Below are 19,473 nucleotides of genomic sequence, written 5' to 3'. Positions count from 1 at the left end.
GTGAAAATGAAAGCAACATCGACAAAAAGACATGCTATAAAATTGTCTGGGGAATATTCACAGTCAATTTTCACATGGATTATTACCCTAGCCTTGACGGTAATTTTTCTTTCGAACAGTTTCAATTTTAAATCTGGTGATATAAATAGGAATATGTTTATCCTTTCTATTGCGTATGCTTTGTTCACACTTATTCAAGTGTTCATTACTTGGAAAGTGAAAAGAGATTTAATAAGATACGGCGACATTCAAAAGGTAACGAGGCGCCTAGGTTTTATTCAATTACTTAGCTTGTGCACGGGAAATATTTTTACTGTAGCATTTGCATTTAGCTTGTTAAACAAGAGAAAAACACCGGAGTATACATTTGCGGTTTATATGCTTCTTACACAGATTTTTGCGATCGCGATATCTGCACTTAATCTATTCAAACCGTATGTTTCGGATACATTTTTACCAGCAATGGGTATCTTAGTAGGAATTTCAGTTTTTTATGTTGTTGCATTAATTGCAGTCATTAAATTTGTCGATGATACAACGGCTTCGCCAGTGATGTCTATTATTGCGATTGTAACGATCATTACCGCATTATCGGGCAATCTTTTTGCATTGATTCTTGGCTATAGTTTGTTATTGAAATCAAGAAGCCATGATCAATCAAGAATTATAAAATGGAATACGATGTGGATGAAAATTACGCGTAACTCCACAGCAGTCATCGGCTTATTTTTCATTATTCTGTTGCTTACCATTTCGGTCATTAGTAAATTTACTTTTGATTATGAACTTGCAGTGGATAATGACTACGCAAATCTGTTGCAAAGTCCAAGTCTTGCTTATCCATTAGGAACTGATAATTTCGGACGAGATTTGTTTTCAAGAATAATATTCGGTGCAAGGATATCGCTACTCGTTGGATTTGCTTCCACTGCGATTCCGGCAATTATCGGAGGATTTTTAAGGGCGATTGCCGGCTATTACAGCAATCGGACAGATAATATCATTATGCGGTTGCTTGATATTTTATATGCCATTCCTGGAATCCTACTAGCGATTGCTATTATTGCTGCTTTTGGTGCCAATACAACAAATCTGATTATCGCACTCAGCGTTGGGTCCATCCCGACATATGCTAGAACGATGCGGGCGAATGTATTGATGGTATCAAACTATGACTTTGTCGATTCAGCACGAGCACTTGGTACATCGGATTTTTCAATCATCTTCAAACAGATTGTGCCGAATTCACTTGCACCAATGATTGTTAAGTCTACATTGACAATAGGGAGCGCGGTAATTGCCACAAGTAGTTTAAGTTATTTGGGACTTGGCGTAGAGCCGCATATTCCAGAGTGGGGGAATATACTAAAGATTGGTAGCACTTATCTTGAATCCCATTCCTATCTGGCCATTTTTCCAGGGCTTGCCATCATTGCACTTGTCCTGTCTTTCAACTTTTTAGGAGATGGTTTGCGGGATGCATTAGATCCAAAGTTAGATTAACTGAACATAATATGAAGGAGGAAAAAGTTTATGAAGAAAATTTTATTTCCAGTCTTACTACTATTGATAGTGGTTTTGGCTGGCTGTGTGCAAACAAAATCGGATGTTAGTGAACAAGATGATACGGTTAAAGGCGGCGTTAAGGACGATACGAAGGTTGTAATTGAAGTTCTTGGAATGAGTTCTAGTGAAGAGGACATGAATATCGTTCGAGATCAATTGACTAAAAATGGCTTTGACGTGAAATTGAATATCCAGCCTGACTATGGTAGTTTCAAAGCGCAACAAGAGGCGGGGAATTTTGATGTTGCAGTCTCAAGTTGGACGACAGTTACGGGAAATCCGGATTATGCGGTCCGTTCTTTATTCAAAACAGGTGGAGATTATAGTATTCTTGCCGATTCCAAAGTGGATGAATTAGTCGATAAAGCCAGCACAGAAACGCCAGATCAATTTGTAGAGACATATAAGCAGCTAGAACAACAGCTTGTTTCAGATAAAGCCTATATTGCTCCACTTTATAATTCCTTTAAAGCACAAGGGGTTAATAAAGAAGTGCTGAATGTAGATACGGTTCGACTTGCAAAATCACGCGCTGTTGCATGGGAAACGATTGATTTTAATGATGCATCTAAAAGAGCTACAGAACCTTTAATTACACAGCAGGCGTTGGGGACGTTGACATCTCTTGATCCGATTAAAGGAAATGATGGATCTATTAATACGTTAAACACGAATTTATATGTTCGACTTGTCAATTTGACGGATGATGATGTTGTCGTTTCAGATGGTTCTCTATCTTATAATCACAGTATCGCTGAAGGGAATTCGGAGTATTTCTTCATTCTTCGGGATGACATTAACTTTGCAGCTGTTGCAGATGGAAAGGCTGTGGATACAGGAGAGCGTGTTGGAGCAGATGATGTTATTTTCTCACTGAATCGTGCGAAGGACAAAGACTCCGTTCCTGATCACCGGACATATAGTTTGCATGAGCATATAAAAGATGCGGAAGTTGTAACCGATCTTGCTGCTCTCGATCAAATCCAACAATCAGATGGCAGTGGGACGGTCAAAGAAGCGCTTGAAGAAGGTCTAGACGTAAAAATTTCAGAACTTGTTGGAGATAAAACACAGGCAGACAGTAAAGAAGGAAAATATCAAGTTATTAAAATGACAACGACTGAACCTTTCCCACAAGTATTGAATTATTTAGCACATCAATCTGCGGGAATTGTTTCGAAAAAACAAGTTGAAAGTATTAATACCTATGATGTTGCAGCATTTGATGTGAATAAGGATATTCCATATGGTGATCAAAATACCGTTACGGAAGGTGCTAGCTATAACAATACACTTTATGCAAGTGGACCGTACATTTTAGTGAAAAAGAATGACTATGAAGCAAATTTTGTGAAAAATCCTGCGTACCGACCTGGAACTGATTTTGAACCACTCATTTCAAATGTCGTTGTTCGCTTCATCGCAGATGCGGATAGTTCATTGTCTTCATTGCGTAATGGTGAAATCCACTTATTCAATGGTGTACCGGAAACAAAATATGAACTTGTTGAGGATGATGATAAGCTGTTCTTGCAAAAGAATGAAAGCAACGCTGTTTCGTACTTGCTTTTCAACACCTCAGATCGTGAAGTTGCAACAAGCGACGATTTAAGAAAAGCAGTACTCTATTCTATTAATCAAGACGAATTCTTAAGCTATTACCAAGGGAATAAGAAAAAAGCATTTTCCACAGTAAGCCCACTTGTGAATACAGGTAATGAGCTTGTCGCGGATTCTGCAAAAGTAAAAGAGTTTTTGGAAAAATATAAAGCAAGTAAATAAAAGTGAAAGAGCATCCCGTTTGTGATCGGGATGCTCTTTTTAATGATTGTTATTCGTTTAATCACGAAATTTTAAACGCTTTGCTTCAAAAAACAACACTTGAATAAACTTTTTTGTATTAACCCGGGTCGGTGTATTAGAAGTAGATGAGTTGTCCTCTAATTCTCTCATTTTTTGCCGAACGACTGTGAAATCGAAAAAGCTAGATGCGTAATTTTCGAATTTTGGGTTCCCATAATCCGCTAATCCTAAAGATGCAAAATGATTGAGTGAGCTTGTAATCACTCTTCGAAGTCGTTGTTCGGAAGCTTTTATTTCTCGATTGATATCTACTTGTGTGGCTGATGGACCAAGTTTTTTCTTTGAAATTTCAAGGATTAGATCCTTTAAAGAAGGGAAATCTTGTTCAACGGTTTTATTGCGCCTTAAGGCAAATAAGTAATGAAGAATATCAATCAAATCTCTTGAGCCGTTATCTCCCAAAATGCCTAGCTCTGCTAATAGAAATTCACCAATTTTTGTAATGCTTTCTTCAGATGAATGGGCAGTTGTCATCGGTGTAGGACTTTTTATATGTAAAAGATTGCCGATGGATGTCTTGATGTCATGTATTGAATTTTCTAATTGGATGCGTTCGACTACTTTTTGAATAACGGTTACCATTTCTATCCGATTGATAGGCTTAATAATGTAATAATCGACTCCAAGTGAATAGGCTTCACCGATCAACTCTTTCGTTTCTACTTGGGAGATCATGATGAATTTGCCTTTAAAGCTATTTAGTAAGTGTCGAATTGTTTGAATGCCATCTCGATTGGGCATGAGTAAATCAATAAAAAGAATATCCACCTTAAGCATGTTCAAATATGAACTTTCTAGCTGATCGCCATCTGCTGCTTCTCCAACGATTTCACCTAGATTTTCATCCTCGATAATTTGGGTTAATATCGATCGAATGGCAATATCATCATCAACAATAAAAAATCGCATTAAATCATCCTTTCTGTGTCAGCTGGTTCATAGGAATTTTTATAGAGAAAGTAACACCGTTTGCCTCATTTTCAAATATGATTTTTCCCCCAAGATTCGTAACGGCTTCCTCCACATAAGCTAATCCGATTCCAGTAGATGGATTCCCTAAAACATCATACCTAGATGTAAAACCCGGTTGGAATATAGCGTATGCATATTTTTCTGGTATAGTAGGGCCGCTATTAAAAACGTTAAATTCTACGATTCCATCAGATTCAATAAATACCAAATGAACCTTCCCACTATCTTCAATTGCTTCTACTGCATTTGCTACTAAGTTGTTAAGTAGCGATAATACCGTATAAACATGATAGTCGGGATGGTTACCTTCAATTGAATACGTAATCTTAATATTTTTATTGAGTAAAAAAATATACTTTTCATTAATACGAACAACTAGTTGTATTAGCTCCATGACATCGATGTAATCTTTAAAGCTTTCTTTGGAGATTAATTTTGAAAGACCAGCAAAAATCCGCTGATTATCTTTTTTTATTTCATGAATTTCACCCGCAATTCGTAGTGCCCTCAAGCTAGCCTCTTTGTTGTCTACTAGTAAATCACGATATAAAGTATACGATTCCACTGTAACTGTTTCTGCATTTTTTAATGTCTTCTTTAGATAGATGGCCTCTTCATGTAAGTTGGAAATAAGAAGTAGCATATGCTCATTTTTTTCTCGTATTTGCTTTTCTCTAGAATCTGCTTCATATAACTTCAACATATTAAAAAAACTGATGACAATAAAACTGTGGGCAAAAGCAGCTAAATTCATTTCATTCAAATCAGAAAGTGTAATCGTTGTGTTTAAAATAACATATTGAGCGAGCAGCTCTGCACTATCCGATAGTAATTCGACGACATAGCCTATGAATCCAATTGTTAAAGATGATTTGCGAAATCGCTTGATATTAATGAATTGGAACAGACAGGCATAGGTGAAATAAAAGAAAAAGGTCGGACAGTGTTGTTGAAAAGAATAGACCACATTTGTATCATTCATAAAAAAGAAATCCAGGAGTACACGGAAAAGCACTAAAGCCGATGCTGTCAAGAAACCAGGAAGGGCGGGTGGAACTTTTTTTAGTAATAGTAAAAGGAAAAAGAGTGCGGGGGCACCAAAACTTACCCGAAACGTATCATTTAAAGGATAAAATTTCACTTCGCCGGCAAGAGGGACCATTATAATCATTAATACAATAATATAAATATCCTTCTTTAGTAATGAACTAAACCGCAAGATGTTCCCTCTTCTCTTTTTGTCCGCTTTATATTTGTTTGAAAATTAGTATACAGTTCCTAGAACAATTAGACAACGTCCCTTTTTAAATATTTAGGTTATTCCGTTTACCTTTTGTAGGTTTACGTCTGATTCTGTAGTCACGAATATACAATGAAAACTAGTTATGAAAGCGCTTCATAACTATGGGGTTTTCATTAAAAAAAGGGGGAATTAGTATGAAGAGGTTTGGAATAGTTACAATGATAATAGCAATTATGTTAATGGTGGCAGCATGTGGCGCTGAAAAAGGGGACAGTTCGGCAGAGAGTTCTGGTAAAAGTACAGGGAACGATAAAAAAACGTATATCGTTGGAATAGATACAACCTATCCACCTTTCGAGTTTGAGGTAGATGGAGAATATACAGGAATTGATATTGATCTTATTACAGCAATTGCAGCAAATCAAGGGATTGAAATTGAATTTGATGCAATGGATTTTGGGGGAATTATTCCTGCTATGCAAGCAGATCAGCTAGATATTGCAATTGCTGGAATGAGTATTACTGAAGACCGTAAAAAAGTTGTAAATTTCTCAGATCCATATTTTGAAGCTGGTCTTACATTAGTTGTTGCTGCAAAAACAACAGATATTCAATCTATTGAAGATTTAAAAGGTAAAACAATTGCTGCAAAGAATGGAACGACTGGGGCGAAATTTGCACAAGAACATGAAGCTAAATATGGCTATAAACTTGTTTTGTTCGATGATAGTCCTGCGATGTTCCAAGAAGTTTCAAACGGGAATGCTGCGGCATTAATTGAAGACTATCCTGTAATCTCTTATGCGATTTCTCAAAATGATCTTGATTTACAAGTTGTTGGGGAACGATTAAATGGAGATCAGTATGGAATCGCTGTCCTTAAAGGAAAAAATGATGATGTATTGCAAAAAATTAATGATGGTCTTAAAGACCTTCGTGATAGTGGGGAATATGACAAGATTCTTTCAAAATATCTTGCTAAGTAAGTAGTGTTGCATATTGAAGTGCAGAATCTAGTTATTTGACAACGGAGGCGCCTTTTGGGGTGGCCTCCGTAAAGCGCCAAGCGACCTAAATGACAGCATGATGATGTTAACTGACGGTTCGGTATTTTTAAGGGAGTGAATAAATGGACACGATTATTGCGTCTTTACCCTACTTAGTGCAGGGGCTAAAAGTTACGTTGTACATCTTTTTCTTTTCAATTATTATTGGATTTTTAATAGGGTTAGTTGTTGCTTTGATACGCCTTACACCATTTAAAATCCTTAACTGGATAGCGAAGGCCTTTGTTGATATTATTCGGGGGACACCGTTTATTGTTCAATTATTTTTCATTTACTTTGGTGTGAATTCTCTTGAATTTATTTCGCTAGATCGAACAGTAGCAGGAATTTTGACCGTTTCGTTAAACGCCGGCGCCTATTTCTCAGAGATTATTCGAACAGGAATTCAATCGATTGATAAAGGGCAAGCGGAAGCATCAAGATCACTCGGTCTTTCGCAGGCGTATACGATGCGTGCAGTAATTTTGCCACAAGCATTTAGAAGAATGCTGCCGACAATTACGAACCAATCGATTATTAGCTTTAAAGATACCTCTCTTCTCTCTATTATTGGGATTGCGGATATCGTGCAAAAAGGTAAAGTTCAAGCAAGTGCTACTTTTCAACCCTTTGAAATTTGGTTAACTGTAGGGGTCATCTATTTTGTTATAATTTATCTGATGTCGCTACTTTCTAGCTTTGTTGAAAGGAGGTTTGAGCTTAGATGACTTTAATTCAAGTGAGAAATTTGAAGAAGTCCTTTGGCGAACTTGAAGTACTTAAGGATATTAATGTAGAGATAAATGAGCGTGAAGTGGTCTGTGTAATTGGACCTTCTGGTTCTGGAAAAAGTACATTTCTTCGGTGTTTGAATCGTTTGGAGGATATATCAGGCGGTCATGTTGTCATTGATGGTCAAGATATTACGGATACAAAGCTCGATATTAATAAAATTAGGGAAAATGTAGGGATGGTGTTCCAGCAATTTAATCTTTTTCCGCATATGACCGCATTACAAAATATTATGCTTGCGCCAATGAAACTTCGTAAAAGTGACAAGGGCGAAATCGAGAAGAAAGCACTGGAGCTACTTCGAAAAGTAGGTCTTTCTGATAAAGCACATGTATACCCTGGTGAACTATCAGGAGGGCAAAAGCAACGTGTCGCAATAGCTAGGGCGTTGGCGATGGATCCAAGTATTATGCTGTTTGATGAACCAACTTCTGCCCTTGATCCAGAAGTGGTCGGTGATGTTTTAGGGGTTATGAAGCAACTTGCACTAGAAGGAATGACAATGGTTGTCGTCACACATGAAATGGGGTTTGCACGTGAAGTAGGGGACCGTGTCATTTTCATGGACGGTGGCTATATTGTAGAGGAAAATGTACCAGAGGAATTGTTTGGCAATCCCCAAGAAGTTAGAACTCAATCATTTTTGAGTAAAGTACTGTAATAACTCCAAGACGAGTACCTATTTAAGTAATTATTCGTGAAGCGTGCCTGAAGAAACAATTTCAGGCACGCTTTTTATTTTGGAGTTTTTTTTTGTTCATTCGAGAATATGGCGTTCTATTTTCATTAGTTGAAGTGTAAGGCGGCGTCCACCTGAAGCGGAAGTCAACCTTGTTCGAAATGGTTAATCGAAGACTCTGGTTAAAAAAGTATAGTAAATGTTAAAAGAGTACCATTGATAGCGCTTTCTTATTGAATATTCAGAGTCTATGATGAAGTTGTAGTTATTTTTTATACAAAGGGAGATGGATAAAAAATGTTCAAAAAGTTCAAGGGATTAATGTTATTAGCGATTTTGATGATGTTCGCAGTAGTAGCTGCTGGATGTAACAATGAGGGTAGTAACACAATTGACGTCGGAATTGTGTTACCGACAAAGGATGAGCCGCGATGGGTACAGGATGAGCAGCGCTTCAAAGACGCGTTAGCGGATTCTGATTATTCAACGGAAATTCTATTTAGCCAAGGATCTTCAGCGAAAGAGAAAGAAAATGTAGAGGCATTACTAAATAAAGGAATCAAGGTATTGATCATCACACCTCATGATGGCGCAGCTGCTGCATCTGCGGTAGAAGCAGCTAAAAAAGAAGGCGTAACCGTGATTGCCTATGACCGTCTGATCACAGATACAGATGCAGTAGATTACTATGTAACATTCGATAGCTTAGCAGTAGGTGCTGCACAAGCACAGTATTTAGTAGACAACGCACAGGGGTCTGACGTTCCACTTTACATGTATGCTGGGGCAGCTTCAGATAACAACGCATTCCTATTCTTCGAAGGTGCATGGCAAGTGCTTCAACCGAAAATTGCGGATGGTACTTTCAAAATCGCCAACTCAAGTGAAGCAGAGGCTTTAATGGGTTCAGCGGATCTATCACGTGACCAGCTGGGGAAAATCATCGGTCAAATTACAACGAACTGGGATGCTAATGAAGCAAAAAACAAAGCACAAACGCACTTAACGGCTGCAAGTGATGACCTAAAAGGCGATGTTTCAGTTTTGGCACCTAATGATGGAACAGCTCGCTCAATCGCAGACGTATTTGCCTCTGATAGTGCGATATCAAACTTCTTTGTGACAGGGCAAGATGCAGAGAAAGCATCAATCCAATACATCATTGATGGAAAACAATCGATGACGGTATTCAAAGACGTGCGTACATTGGTAAAAGACGCAATGGGGATGGCAGTTGAAATCCTAGATGGCAATACACCAAAAACAACAGGTTCTTATGATAATGGTTCAATTGAAGTGAAAGCGAAACAAACTAACGTTATCGTGGTTGATAAAAACAACGTGAAAGCTGAGCTAATTGATTCTAAATACTACGAAGCAAGCGACTTCACAGGTTTAAAGTAAAATTACCACATTGGAAAAGGAAAAATAGTGATAGCATCATCTATCACTATTTCTCCATTTCTATTTTGTTTGGGTTAGGGAGGCGACGGAATGAGCGACTATATTTTAGAGATGAATGATATATCGAAAGAGTTCCCGGGAGTCAAAGCCCTATCGAACGTGAATTTCAAAGTGAAAAAAGGAGAAATTCATTGTTTGGTCGGGGAGAATGGCGCGGGTAAATCAACACTGATGAAAGTGTTGAGTGGCGTCTATCCACATGGCACGTACGATGGTGATATCGTATTTGAAGACCAAATTCAACAGTTTCGTGAGATTAACGATAGTGTGAAAACTGGTATTGGCATCATCTATCAAGAGCTAGCACTTTTTCCGGATTTGACCGTCTATGAGAATATATTTGCCGGCAATGAAGTGAAGAAAGGCCCTTTTGTTGACTGGAACCAAACGATTGTCCAAGCTACGCAGTTACTGAAAAAAGTAAAGCTAGAAGTGACGCCGGAAACATTGATCAAGGAATTAGGTGTAGGGAAACAACAACTCGTTGAAATTGCCAAAGCGTTAAGTAAAGATGTAAATCTGCTTATTTTAGATGAGCCAACAGCAGCGCTAAATGAGGATGACAGTGAAAATCTATTAGAACTCCTTAAGGAACTGAGAAGTCAGGGGATTAGCTGTATTATGATTTCACATAAGCTAAAGGAAGTCATTCACATAGCGGATAAAGTGACAGTTTTACGCGATGGAAGAACGATTTGTACGCTTGATGCTAGTGAAGGGGAAGTGTCGGAAAATGTCATCATCAAAAACATGGTGGGCCGTGAGATTGAAGACATTTACCCGAAACATCCTGACAAAATCATCGGAGATACTGTCCTTGAACTGAAAAATTGGTCGGCCTATGATGTGCAACTTGGAAGAAACGTCGTGAAAAACGTCAATCTTCAAGTGAAAAAAGGCGAGATTGTTGGGATTGCTGGTCTTATGGGATCTGGTCGTACAGAACTTGCGCTTAGTATCTTTGGAAATCCAAAAAACTATAAGCTACAAGGGGATTTGGAGATTCAGGGGGCACCAGCAGTATTGAAGCATACAAGTGATGCCATTAAGGCTGGTATTGCCTATGTTACAGAGGACCGGAAAGGCGACGGGCTATTTTTATTGCAGGATATTAAAAGTAATGTCTCGGCCGCGCATCTAAAGGGAATCTCGAAAAAGGGGATTCTAAATTTAAACGAAGAAGTGAAGGTCGGTTCAGAATACAAAGACTCGTTGTATATTAAAGCAAGCTCACTAGAGCAAGTAGTTGGCAATCTCAGTGGTGGAAACCAGCAAAAAGTATCGCTCGGTAAATGGTTGTTTACTGGACCTAAGATTTTGATTTTGGATGAACCGACACGCGGAATTGATGTTGGAGCAAAGTTTGAAATTTATACGATTATGAATCAGTTGATTGACGAAGGTATGAGTATTATTATGATTTCTTCTGAACTTGGTGAAGTACTAGGGATGAGTGATCGTATCTATGTGATGGCAAACGGTGCAATCAAAGGAGAACTGACCATAAAGGATGCGACACAAGAAACGATTATGGAACTTGCGACACAATAAGGGGGATAACGATGGGATTTTTTAAAGAAGGGAAAGCGCTCGTCAAAGCCAATATTCGAGATTATGGGATGTATATTGCGTTAATTGTTATTTTGTTAACGTTTACGGTTATGACGGACGGTCTATTTATGTCTTCTCGAAATATTAGTAACTTACTGGATTCTGCTGGTTATATTGCAGTTTTGGCTGTTGGGATGACCTTGGTCATCGTCATTCGTCATATTGATTTATCGGTTGGTTTTTTGGCAGGATTTTTAGGTGCGATTACGGCCATTTTCCTAATGCAGCTTGGCTTGTCGGTCTGGATTACGATACCGTTAATTTTAATTTTAGGTACTGCAATTGGTTTAATTAACGGAGCATTGGTTGCAAAGATTGGGATTCCATCATTCGTTGCTACGCTGGCGGGAATGTTAATTTTCCGCGGTGCACTCCTTCAAGTTACGGAAAAAACAGGAACGATTATTGTTAGGAACGAGCAATTTAATGCGATAGGGAATGGATTTATTCCATCGATTATGCAAATCAATGGCTTACATCTACTGACGTTATTAGTAGGGTTTGTCGGAATTCTATTTTATGCATACAATGAAATCGCCAATCGGCGCAACAAATTGACATATGGCTTTGATGTGATGTCTAAGAAATTATTTAGTGTGAAGCTCGTTTTGATATCAGCGGTTATTGCTTATATTACTTGGATTTTAGCTGGATATAACGGATTCTCCTGGACTGTTATCATTATCATAGCGGTTGTCATTGTCTATCATTTTTTAACAACTAAAACAGTGCTCGGCCGTCATATTTATGCAGTGGGTAGTAATCCTGAGGCGGCGCATTTAAGTGGGATTAATGTTCAAAAGATTACATACATCGTGTTTGGGTCGATGGGAATGCTAGCCGCATTATCTGGAATCCTATTTACTTCTCGACTACAATCGGCAACGACCACAGCTGGAACTCTTTTTGAGCTCGATGCGATTGCAGCAGCGTATGTTGGTGGGGTATCTTCTGCCGGTGGTGTTGGTAAAGTAACAGGTGCGATAATTGGAGCTATTGTTATGGCTTCGTTATCAAGCGGCATGAACTTACTAGGTGTCGGAATTTCCTATCAATATATGATTCGCGGTGGCGTTTTAGCTGGAGCAGTCATCTTTGATGTTATGACACGTAGGCAAAGGGCCTAAAGAGAATAGTAGAATAAATAGGCACCCTAGTTGTAGGGTGCCTCATACTATTTAACTTAATTCAGAAAATGTTTTTGCACTGAAAGCGAAGCGTAATAGATTAAGTCGTTGTCACTTCTTCAACAGGTGATAAGATGAAAGGAAAGGTATTTGGAAAGGGGAAGACGGATGCGGAAAAAAGTTGTGCTTATTCTCGGTACACTCATTGTAGTTTTTAGCTATTTGACTGTTATGTCAGCTACTAAGGCATTCCGTTCAACAAGTGACATGCCTGCTAACCTCTTCTTGGCACCGGCATCCATTCGACTTGTACTTATTACACAAGAACTAGAGACACCTTTTTGGAATCAGGTTGGTCAAGGGGCTAGACAGCAAGCGCGAGAAGAAAATGTTCAGCTTGAAGTATGGGGAAGCTATGGCAATAATAAAGAGGACTTTATGAAGAAGATGGAAATTGCCATCCATTCAAAAGTGGATGGAATTATTGTGCAGGGACTAGATCATGAGGAATTCAAAGAACTAACAAAGGTCAAGGCGGCTTTTTATGGAATACCTGTGATTACCGTCGCTAATGATGTACCGGTGGAAGAAAGTTTACGCAAAACATATGTTGGCTCAGATCAGTATTGGGCAGGAAAAGTGGTTGCCCGTCAATTGCTAAAAGAAATGGGGCCGTCAGGAGAAGTGGTTATTCTTGGCGATCAACAACGAGCGTACTATCAGAAGGAACGTTTAGCTGGCATTCAGGATGTATTAAGTAGGTATCCAGATATCAAAATGATTGTTAGAGGAACAGCAGATACAAAGGAACAAGTAATGGCAACGACTCAGCAACTGATGAATGAAGTGCCGAGCATATCCGCTTTTATAGCTATCAATGCAAATTATGCGGGACCGATGATTCAAGAAATTGGGAGACGCACGCAGGTGGAACCTTATTATATTTATACGTTTGATGATGGAGTAGAGTCAACTGTCCTCTTAGAACAAGGCAAGCTAGATGGGATTTTGGAGCAGAAGCCAAAAGAGATGGGTAGTAAGAGTGTGAAATGGATGATGGAGTGGATTACAGGCAAGACTGTCCCGCTCAATTCAAACGGATATCTCACCGAAACGCGCATGGTTCAAGCGAAAGGTGAAGGACGATGACGACAATTCAAAAGAAAATTTGGATGTTAGTAGCTATGATGCTACTTATTATGGGAAGTATTTGGTTGACCTTGACGCACTACAATCAGCAAACGCAAGAGCAATCGAATACAATTTTACAGCGTTATTTGCGGATGAATGAAGTAACTACAGCTAGTCAGCAAATCATTACCCATTTAAATAATTACTTAGTCAATCCAACCGATCAACATAAACAACAAATTAAGAAAAGCATAGTTGTTATTGAAAAAGTGCAACAGGATGTAGCGGAACTACGGAACGCAGAAAACACATTTTCAGTAACGAATTATATTCATTTGATAGATAGTCTAATTGAGACGACGAACCGCTCCATACTGTTTTCAGAGGAGCAAGAAATGGAAGGGGCGACCAATCAATTTAATGAAGCAAATCGTATTTCTTTGTACATATCAGAAATGACATTGACGATTTTAGACCGTGAATTAAAGTCCTCTAATCGATTTTACAGGGATATTATTCAACAGTCAGAGGAGCTAAAAAAACTTGGCATCTGGTTGTTACTATTGATGACTGCTGTATTATTATTGGCTACTTATTGGTTTTCACTTAGTATTACGCGACCCATTCATCGGCTGACAAAGGCGGCTAATGAATTGTCTCAAGGTCGTTTTGATCAACAGATTGAAGTGAAATCTAATGATGAAATAGCCTTTCTGGCCAAGACCTTTGATAAGATGCGCATCAACATTAATGACTTAATAGTGGAAATTCAACAAAAAGCACAGCTTGAGCATGAACTTCAGCAAAGTAAGCTGTTGCTGAAGGAGAGTCAATTAAAAAGCTTACAAAGTCAGATAAATCCACACTTCTTATTTAACACTTTGAATACTTTATCGAAAAAGGCTTATTTAGATGGCGCAGAGGAGACTAGCGATTTGATTGTAAGTGTAGCAGGCTTGCTACGCTATAACTTGAAGCGTATTGATCGCTCTGTGACGTTATTTGAAGAAGTGGTTGTTTTAAATCAGTATATGGAAATCCAAAAGGCACGTTTTAGGGAGCGTTTACAATTTAAATCGGACATTGATGAATCGTGCTTGCAAGTTAAAATTCCCGGTTTAACTCTTCAGCCGATTATTGAAAATGCGGTTATCCATGCGATTGAGCCAGAAGAGGATGGCGGCACAATTTGGTTTACGATCAAGAGGGATGACTCCTGTGTCATTATTGAAATCGGGGATAGTGGAAAAGGTATGACACAAGAGAAGGCGGAGCAGCTATTGAAGGGTACTGTCGTACCTACCGAAGGACATTCAACAGGTATAGGCTTTCAAAATGTCGTGAAAAGATTGTATTTGTTCTATGGAATCGACAATTTAGTCATGATTGACAGTAGAGAAGGGCAAGGGACAAGGGTAGTCATACAAATTCCAACGGTAAGGGAGGAAAATGATGATGAAGCTTCTTATAGTGGACGATGAACCGACTGAACTAGAAGGGATGCAAGCGATTTTACAAAAGGCATTCCCTGAACTGACTATTTACCAAGGGAAGAATGGCAAGATGGCGATTGAATTAGCCGATATCATTCAACCAGATTTGGTTTTAATGGATATTATGATGCCTGGCATGACAGGACTTGAAGCTATTGAAAAGATTCAGGTTAGTCATCCAACGACCAAGTTTGTCATGGTGACGGCATTTGATATGTTTGATTATGCAAGACAGGCGATTAAGCTAGGGGTAAAGGATTATTTACTGAAGCCTAGTCGAGCAAGTGAAATTGTAGCGACAGTGGGGAAATTGTTGGAGCAATGTCAGCAGGAACGCGAGCTAGAGGCTATTAGTCAGACGCAACAGAAAAAATGGCAAAAGACGTTGACGTTAGTAGAAACAGATATCGTGACACAGTTATTATTTGACCATGTACATGAAGTGCATATCGATATGCTTGTCGAGATGCTGGCTATTCACTCCACTTACGAAAAGTTTGTCATGGTCGTATTACTACCGGAAAAAGCAGAGCGCTATTACGTGCCGATTAAGGAAAAGGTACGTGAATTGGGAGATGCTTGGGTCGGCGCATTGTATGGACGACAGCTTCCTATTATTGTTTTTCGTGACCAAACAAAGACCTTTCGTTCACAAGCAATTGCATTAGCCAATTCAATTATATGGTTGGATAAAGAGAAGGCAGGCTCAGATTGGTTTATCGGAATAGGTCAAGTTTATGAGGCATTAGACGAAATTCGTCAGTCCTATCAAGAAGCGCTTATTGCCACCATGGATACAACATTGACAGTTAAAAGCAGATTTTATTCTGATGTTCCAGCGCTTAGTCTTGAGAAGGACAAACAGGTGATTAAACAGCAACAGAAAGATTTCTTTGACCAAATACGCTTGGGGGATTGGGTGTCTATTCGTTCAGGTGTATTGGATTTAATGCATCAATATGAGAATGCAGGGAATTCACTTGTGTATACACAACAACGAGTACTCGAGTTGCTGTGGGTTGCGAACCGAGTGATGGATGAAATGGGTATTGCAACAGAAACCTCATTTTTCTCATTTCAAGCACAGGACTATCGTCAATTATGTACAGAGACGCTTCTACTAATAGAGCGTATGAATGCAAGTTACGAGGCTCATTTTGATCGTTTAGAAGCGGATAAGATGCATCAAATTAAACACTATATTAGCGAACATTCACATCAGGATATTTCACTGGAGGTTCTTGCGCAAAGGGTCAATTTAAGTCCGATCTATATTAGTAAAATGTTCAAGGAGAAGTTGGGCATTAATTATATTGATTTTCTGACGGATTGCCGAATTGAAAAGGCGAAGAAGCTGATGCATGATCCAGAGAGAAGTCTAAAGGAGATTACGTTTGAAATCGGTTACAATGAGCCGAATTATTTCAGCAAGGTGTTTAAGAAAATGTGCGGAGTATCCCCGAAGGAATATCGGAAAACGTTAGTGAGTAAAAAAGTTGAAGTCTGATAGGGGTGATGGAGTGAGACAAAAGGCAATCGTCACGGTGTTTTTTTTGATGATTTTATTACTTGTTGCTTGTACAAATACTTCACCGCAGAAGTTGAAGGCTGTTGGGCTTGAAGAACAAGTCCCTCAAGAAGAGAAAGACGGCCCAATCCGAATTGGATTCTCGATGGATACCTTGCTAGAGGAGCGTTGGCTGAGAGACCGTGAGTTGTTTAAGGAAGCTGTAGAAGCACTTGGTGCAGAAGTTGAGATTGTTGCTGCAAATGGGGATGATGCGCTACAGATTTCACAGGCAGAGGCACTCATCCAAAGTGGTATCGATCTATTGGTGATTGTTCCACATAATGCTGAGGCGACAGCCACTATTGTGCATAAGGCACATCTTGCTGGTATACAAGTCATTGCTTATGACAGGCTCGTCAAAAATGCGAATATCGATTTATATGTATCTTTTGATAATGAAAGAGTGGGCGAAATGCAGGCTGAAGCTATTACTGCACTCGTACCGAAAGGAAATTATGTATTTATCGGAGGTGCGATTACCGATAATAATGCTCATTTATTGAAAAAAGGCGTGTTCAATATACTGCGTCCGTATATTGAACGTGGTGATATTACAATTGTTTATGATCAATGGACAAAGGATTGGACTCCGGTGAATGCACAAGCCAATATGGAGGAAGCCCTCCGCACAACGAACAAACAGATTGATGCCGTGATTGCTGCAAACGATGCTACAGCAGGAGGTGTCATTCAAGCACTCACTGTCGCTGGATTAGCAGGTCAGTTGCCGGTTGCCGGACAGGATGCAGATTTGGCGGGCGTGCAGCGAATTGTTATGGGAACGCAAACAATGACGGTCTATAAGCCGATTCAGATACTATCACAGAAAATTGCAGAATTAGCGGTTGCGATGGCAAGGGGGGAGGACGTGCTTGCAGAATGGAAAGTGAATAATGGCAAAATCGAAGTTCCTTCTGTATTGTTAACACCAATTGCGGTAGACAGAAACAATGTGGAGAGTACAGTAATTGCAGATGGATTTCATGCTTCTAAGGATGTCTATCAGGCAACATCAAAGGAATAATAATTGGATTTAAGGCGATTTTATACTTTTGAGTATTTACGAAGGTTTTTATAGATAGTAGCGGATAGTCCCAATCCTGTACATGCAGTTGAAAACATGCCTTTGTCAAACATAAAAAGCAACCATGCTATTGAATGGTTGCTTCATCTTAAAGAACTTATGAATTTCTAGTCGATTACATCAAACCATAATGGAGAGTTATCGTCAGCGTTTTCATTATAATTGATAGTAATTTCCTCACCATTTTTAATATCTTTATGTGCATAAAATTCAATGGACAGATTGTTTAAATTATTATTAAACGTAGCATTGGGCGTATAGGAGTGATTATATAGCGATCCAAATCCTAGAGCAATTGCTGCATGCTCGTAATTTTCACCCCAATTGAAGCAGTAATTAAAAAGTACGGTTTTCTTCAAATATTTCCATTCATTTTTACATGATATTAAAACAGGCGATACCTCAATGAGTTCACCTGCTTTAATATCACGCGTAGCGTATATCCCCCTACCATACTTACCGGTATCTTTTACACATATGGGTACCACAGTATATCTCCTTTCGGTAATTCATCATTTAATAAAAACTTACCAATTGATCTTTCAAAAAATTGCTGCGGTCGCGAATGAATTGAAAGATAAACTCGGGTTCACAATCAAATTTATCCATCTGACTTTTTTTATAAGGGTCAAGAAGGATGTGTGGTCGAAGGGCTTTGTGCAGGGAAACTACTTTGTTTTCCATATAATCAGCTGTGAACTTGGTTTCTAAAACTTCTTCCAGGATGTTTCGGTAAAGTTTCCGGAATTCTGGTACACGCATAAGGAGATAGCAAAGATGATTACTTTTTTTACCCTCTAAAGGAACGAAATTGCATTTCATAATTCCTCCGTCAACCTTGCGCCCCCAAGTGGCATCATAATCCCAAGGAATAATTTCAAATAAACCCGTCTCGCTATTGTGATACAGCGCATAGTTGTGTGTGAAGCCATCATTATTCATTGTGCAAACAGCCCCAGCGAGCCAGCGTAAAAAGCTATTAATATTGATAGAGTGAGAAATTTCGCTAGAAAAATTAGATAAAGATACTGTGTTTATTTTATTTATTAATTCGAGGAGGATGTCATCGTCGGATGGTTTTCCGAAAGCTCGTTGATAGCCAGAAAGCAGTGTTTCTTTCATCTTTTCATCTCTCATTAAGGAGAAGTTTGCGTCATTGTTTACTGCATAGTAAATAGGACCAGAAGGGAGTCCTCTCTTTTTTAAGAAAAACTCATCAACAGACTCTAATTGTAAATAGACACCTTTAAGTGAGCCATTGCGGGTTAAATTAATATGTTGACTCTCTGGTGATAAAACGCCCAGGTCATTGAAGAAATCGAAGGAAAGTTTACTGCGGAATAAGGAGGGGTCTTTGTATTCTGCGTTTAGATGAATTTCACGGGCTTCGGAGAATACTTTTGGTTCGATGAACTCGATACGATAGGATCTTTTGCGGAACTTTCTTGTATATGACCCTCGGTAAGCAATATCAATGTCATAGGTGACACCATCTATCTGCAAATTTGCAGGGACAGGTTCATCGTTCCATAAATCTCCCCGTAAATCTTTTAAATCTGTATCCTTAAGTATTAAAGCATAAGAGGGAATTGAATAGGACATCAGTTTTCTTTCCTTTCCATTATTCAATCCGTAAATAGTGTAAAACTACTTACGCTTGATCATAGGATGATAGTTCAAGCGTAAGTGGCTAACTTATTCTTGTTGACGACGGCTTTTACGAGAACCTTTAGAAGCATTGCCTTTTGACGCATTGCCTTTTGACGCATTGCCTTTTGACGCATTGCCTTTTGACGCATTGCCTTTTGACGCATTGCCTTTTGACGCATTGC

The 19,473-nt window shown here is 38.9% G+C and carries 16 protein-coding genes; 12 read left to right on the top strand and 4 right to left on the bottom strand.

Going from position 1 to position 19,473, the window contains the following annotated elements; all coding sequences use genetic code 11:
* The first annotated feature begins 6 nt into the window (after window positions 1–6).
* Together R2B72_RS13370 and R2B72_RS13365 are read left to right on the top strand one after the other, a co-directional pair.
* The gene (locus R2B72_RS13370) at window positions 7–1,503 is read left to right on the top strand and encodes an ABC transporter permease (protein ID WP_318617123.1); all 1,497 of its coding nucleotides are present in this window, start codon (window positions 7–9) and stop codon (window positions 1,501–1,503) included.
* Between the two features lie 30 nt (window positions 1,504–1,533).
* Window positions 1,534–3,348: an ABC transporter substrate-binding protein gene (locus tag R2B72_RS13365; RefSeq protein ID WP_318617122.1), complete on the top strand. Its 1,815-nt coding sequence runs from the start codon at window positions 1,534–1,536 to the stop codon at window positions 3,346–3,348.
* Between the two features lie 57 nt (window positions 3,349–3,405).
* On the opposite strand, the gene R2B72_RS13360 is transcribed toward R2B72_RS13365, so the two are convergent.
* Both R2B72_RS13360 and R2B72_RS13355 read right to left on the bottom strand, forming a co-directional pair.
* Complete coding sequence (locus tag R2B72_RS13360; protein WP_318617121.1) at window positions 3,406–4,338, bottom strand: response regulator; 933 nt, start codon at window positions 4,336–4,338, stop codon at window positions 3,406–3,408.
* A 4-nt stretch (window positions 4,339–4,342) separates the two neighbouring features.
* On the bottom strand, window positions 4,343–5,572 hold the full coding sequence (locus tag R2B72_RS13355) for an ATP-binding protein (RefSeq protein WP_412177854.1): 1,230 nt from the start codon (window positions 5,570–5,572) through the stop codon (window positions 4,343–4,345).
* A gap of 266 nt (window positions 5,573–5,838) precedes the next feature.
* Here R2B72_RS13355 and R2B72_RS13350 point away from each other — a divergent pair, with 266 nt between their 5' ends.
* The 10 genes from R2B72_RS13350 to R2B72_RS13305 all read left to right on the top strand — a co-directional run bounded on the left by R2B72_RS13350 (window position 5,839) and on the right by R2B72_RS13305 (window position 17,581).
* On the top strand, window positions 5,839–6,630 hold the full coding sequence (locus R2B72_RS13350; RefSeq protein WP_318617118.1) for a transporter substrate-binding domain-containing protein: 792 nt from the start codon (window positions 5,839–5,841) through the stop codon (window positions 6,628–6,630).
* Window positions 6,631–6,773: 143 nt separating this feature from the next.
* The gene (locus tag R2B72_RS13345) at window positions 6,774–7,418 is read left to right on the top strand and encodes an amino acid ABC transporter permease (RefSeq protein ID WP_318617117.1); all 645 of its coding nucleotides are present in this window, start codon (window positions 6,774–6,776) and stop codon (window positions 7,416–7,418) included.
* Entirely contained in the window at window positions 7,415–8,143 is a 729-nt protein-coding gene (locus R2B72_RS13340; RefSeq protein ID WP_318617116.1) for an amino acid ABC transporter ATP-binding protein, read from the top strand. Before R2B72_RS13345 ends, R2B72_RS13340 begins: the two co-directional genes overlap by 4 nt.
* 315 nt (window positions 8,144–8,458) lie before the next feature.
* On the top strand, window positions 8,459–9,565 hold the full coding sequence (locus R2B72_RS13335; RefSeq protein ID WP_318617115.1) for a sugar-binding protein: 1,107 nt from the start codon (window positions 8,459–8,461) through the stop codon (window positions 9,563–9,565).
* Between the two features lie 90 nt (window positions 9,566–9,655).
* Window positions 9,656–11,176 (top strand): sugar ABC transporter ATP-binding protein, encoded by a 1,521-nt coding sequence (locus R2B72_RS13330; protein ID WP_318617113.1) that lies wholly within the window; start codon window positions 9,656–9,658, stop codon window positions 11,174–11,176.
* A gap of 11 nt (window positions 11,177–11,187) precedes the next feature.
* The gene (locus R2B72_RS13325) at window positions 11,188–12,363 is read left to right on the top strand and encodes an ABC transporter permease subunit (protein ID WP_318617112.1); all 1,176 of its coding nucleotides are present in this window, start codon (window positions 11,188–11,190) and stop codon (window positions 12,361–12,363) included.
* A gap of 168 nt (window positions 12,364–12,531) precedes the next feature.
* Window positions 12,532–13,512 carry a substrate-binding domain-containing protein gene (locus tag R2B72_RS13320; protein WP_318617111.1) on the top strand — a complete coding sequence of 327 codons (981 nt, stop codon included), beginning with the start codon at window positions 12,532–12,534 and terminating at the stop codon, window positions 13,510–13,512.
* On the top strand, window positions 13,509–14,975 hold the full coding sequence (locus R2B72_RS13315; protein ID WP_318617110.1) for a histidine kinase: 1,467 nt from the start codon (window positions 13,509–13,511) through the stop codon (window positions 14,973–14,975). The genes R2B72_RS13320 and R2B72_RS13315 overlap by 4 nt, the downstream gene beginning before the upstream one ends.
* On the top strand, window positions 14,947–16,494 hold the full coding sequence (locus R2B72_RS13310; protein ID WP_318617109.1) for a response regulator: 1,548 nt from the start codon (window positions 14,947–14,949) through the stop codon (window positions 16,492–16,494). The genes R2B72_RS13315 and R2B72_RS13310 overlap by 29 nt, the downstream gene beginning before the upstream one ends.
* Before the next feature lie 13 nt (window positions 16,495–16,507).
* A complete protein-coding gene (locus tag R2B72_RS13305; protein WP_318617108.1) occupies window positions 16,508–17,581 on the top strand; it encodes a sugar ABC transporter substrate-binding protein in 1,074 nt (357 codons plus the stop codon).
* A 167-nt stretch (window positions 17,582–17,748) separates the two neighbouring features.
* Here R2B72_RS13305 and R2B72_RS13300 read toward each other — a convergent pair whose 3' ends face one another.
* Together R2B72_RS13300 and R2B72_RS13295 are read right to left on the bottom strand one after the other, a co-directional pair.
* Complete coding sequence (locus R2B72_RS13300; RefSeq protein WP_318617107.1) at window positions 17,749–18,129, bottom strand: SET domain-containing protein; 381 nt, start codon at window positions 18,127–18,129, stop codon at window positions 17,749–17,751.
* Window positions 18,130–18,157: 28 nt separating this feature from the next.
* Window positions 18,158–19,243: a CotH kinase family protein gene (locus R2B72_RS13295; RefSeq protein ID WP_318617106.1), complete on the bottom strand. Its 1,086-nt coding sequence runs from the start codon at window positions 19,241–19,243 to the stop codon at window positions 18,158–18,160.
* Between the last annotated feature and the right edge of the window lie 230 nt (window positions 19,244–19,473).

This window comes from Sporosarcina sp. YIM B06819, from assembly GCF_033485175.1.
GTDB lineage: Bacteria > Bacillota > Bacilli > Bacillales_A > Planococcaceae > Sporosarcina.
The sequence above is the reverse complement of the archived record's forward strand: the minus strand, read 5'-3'. Positions and strand labels throughout refer to the sequence as shown.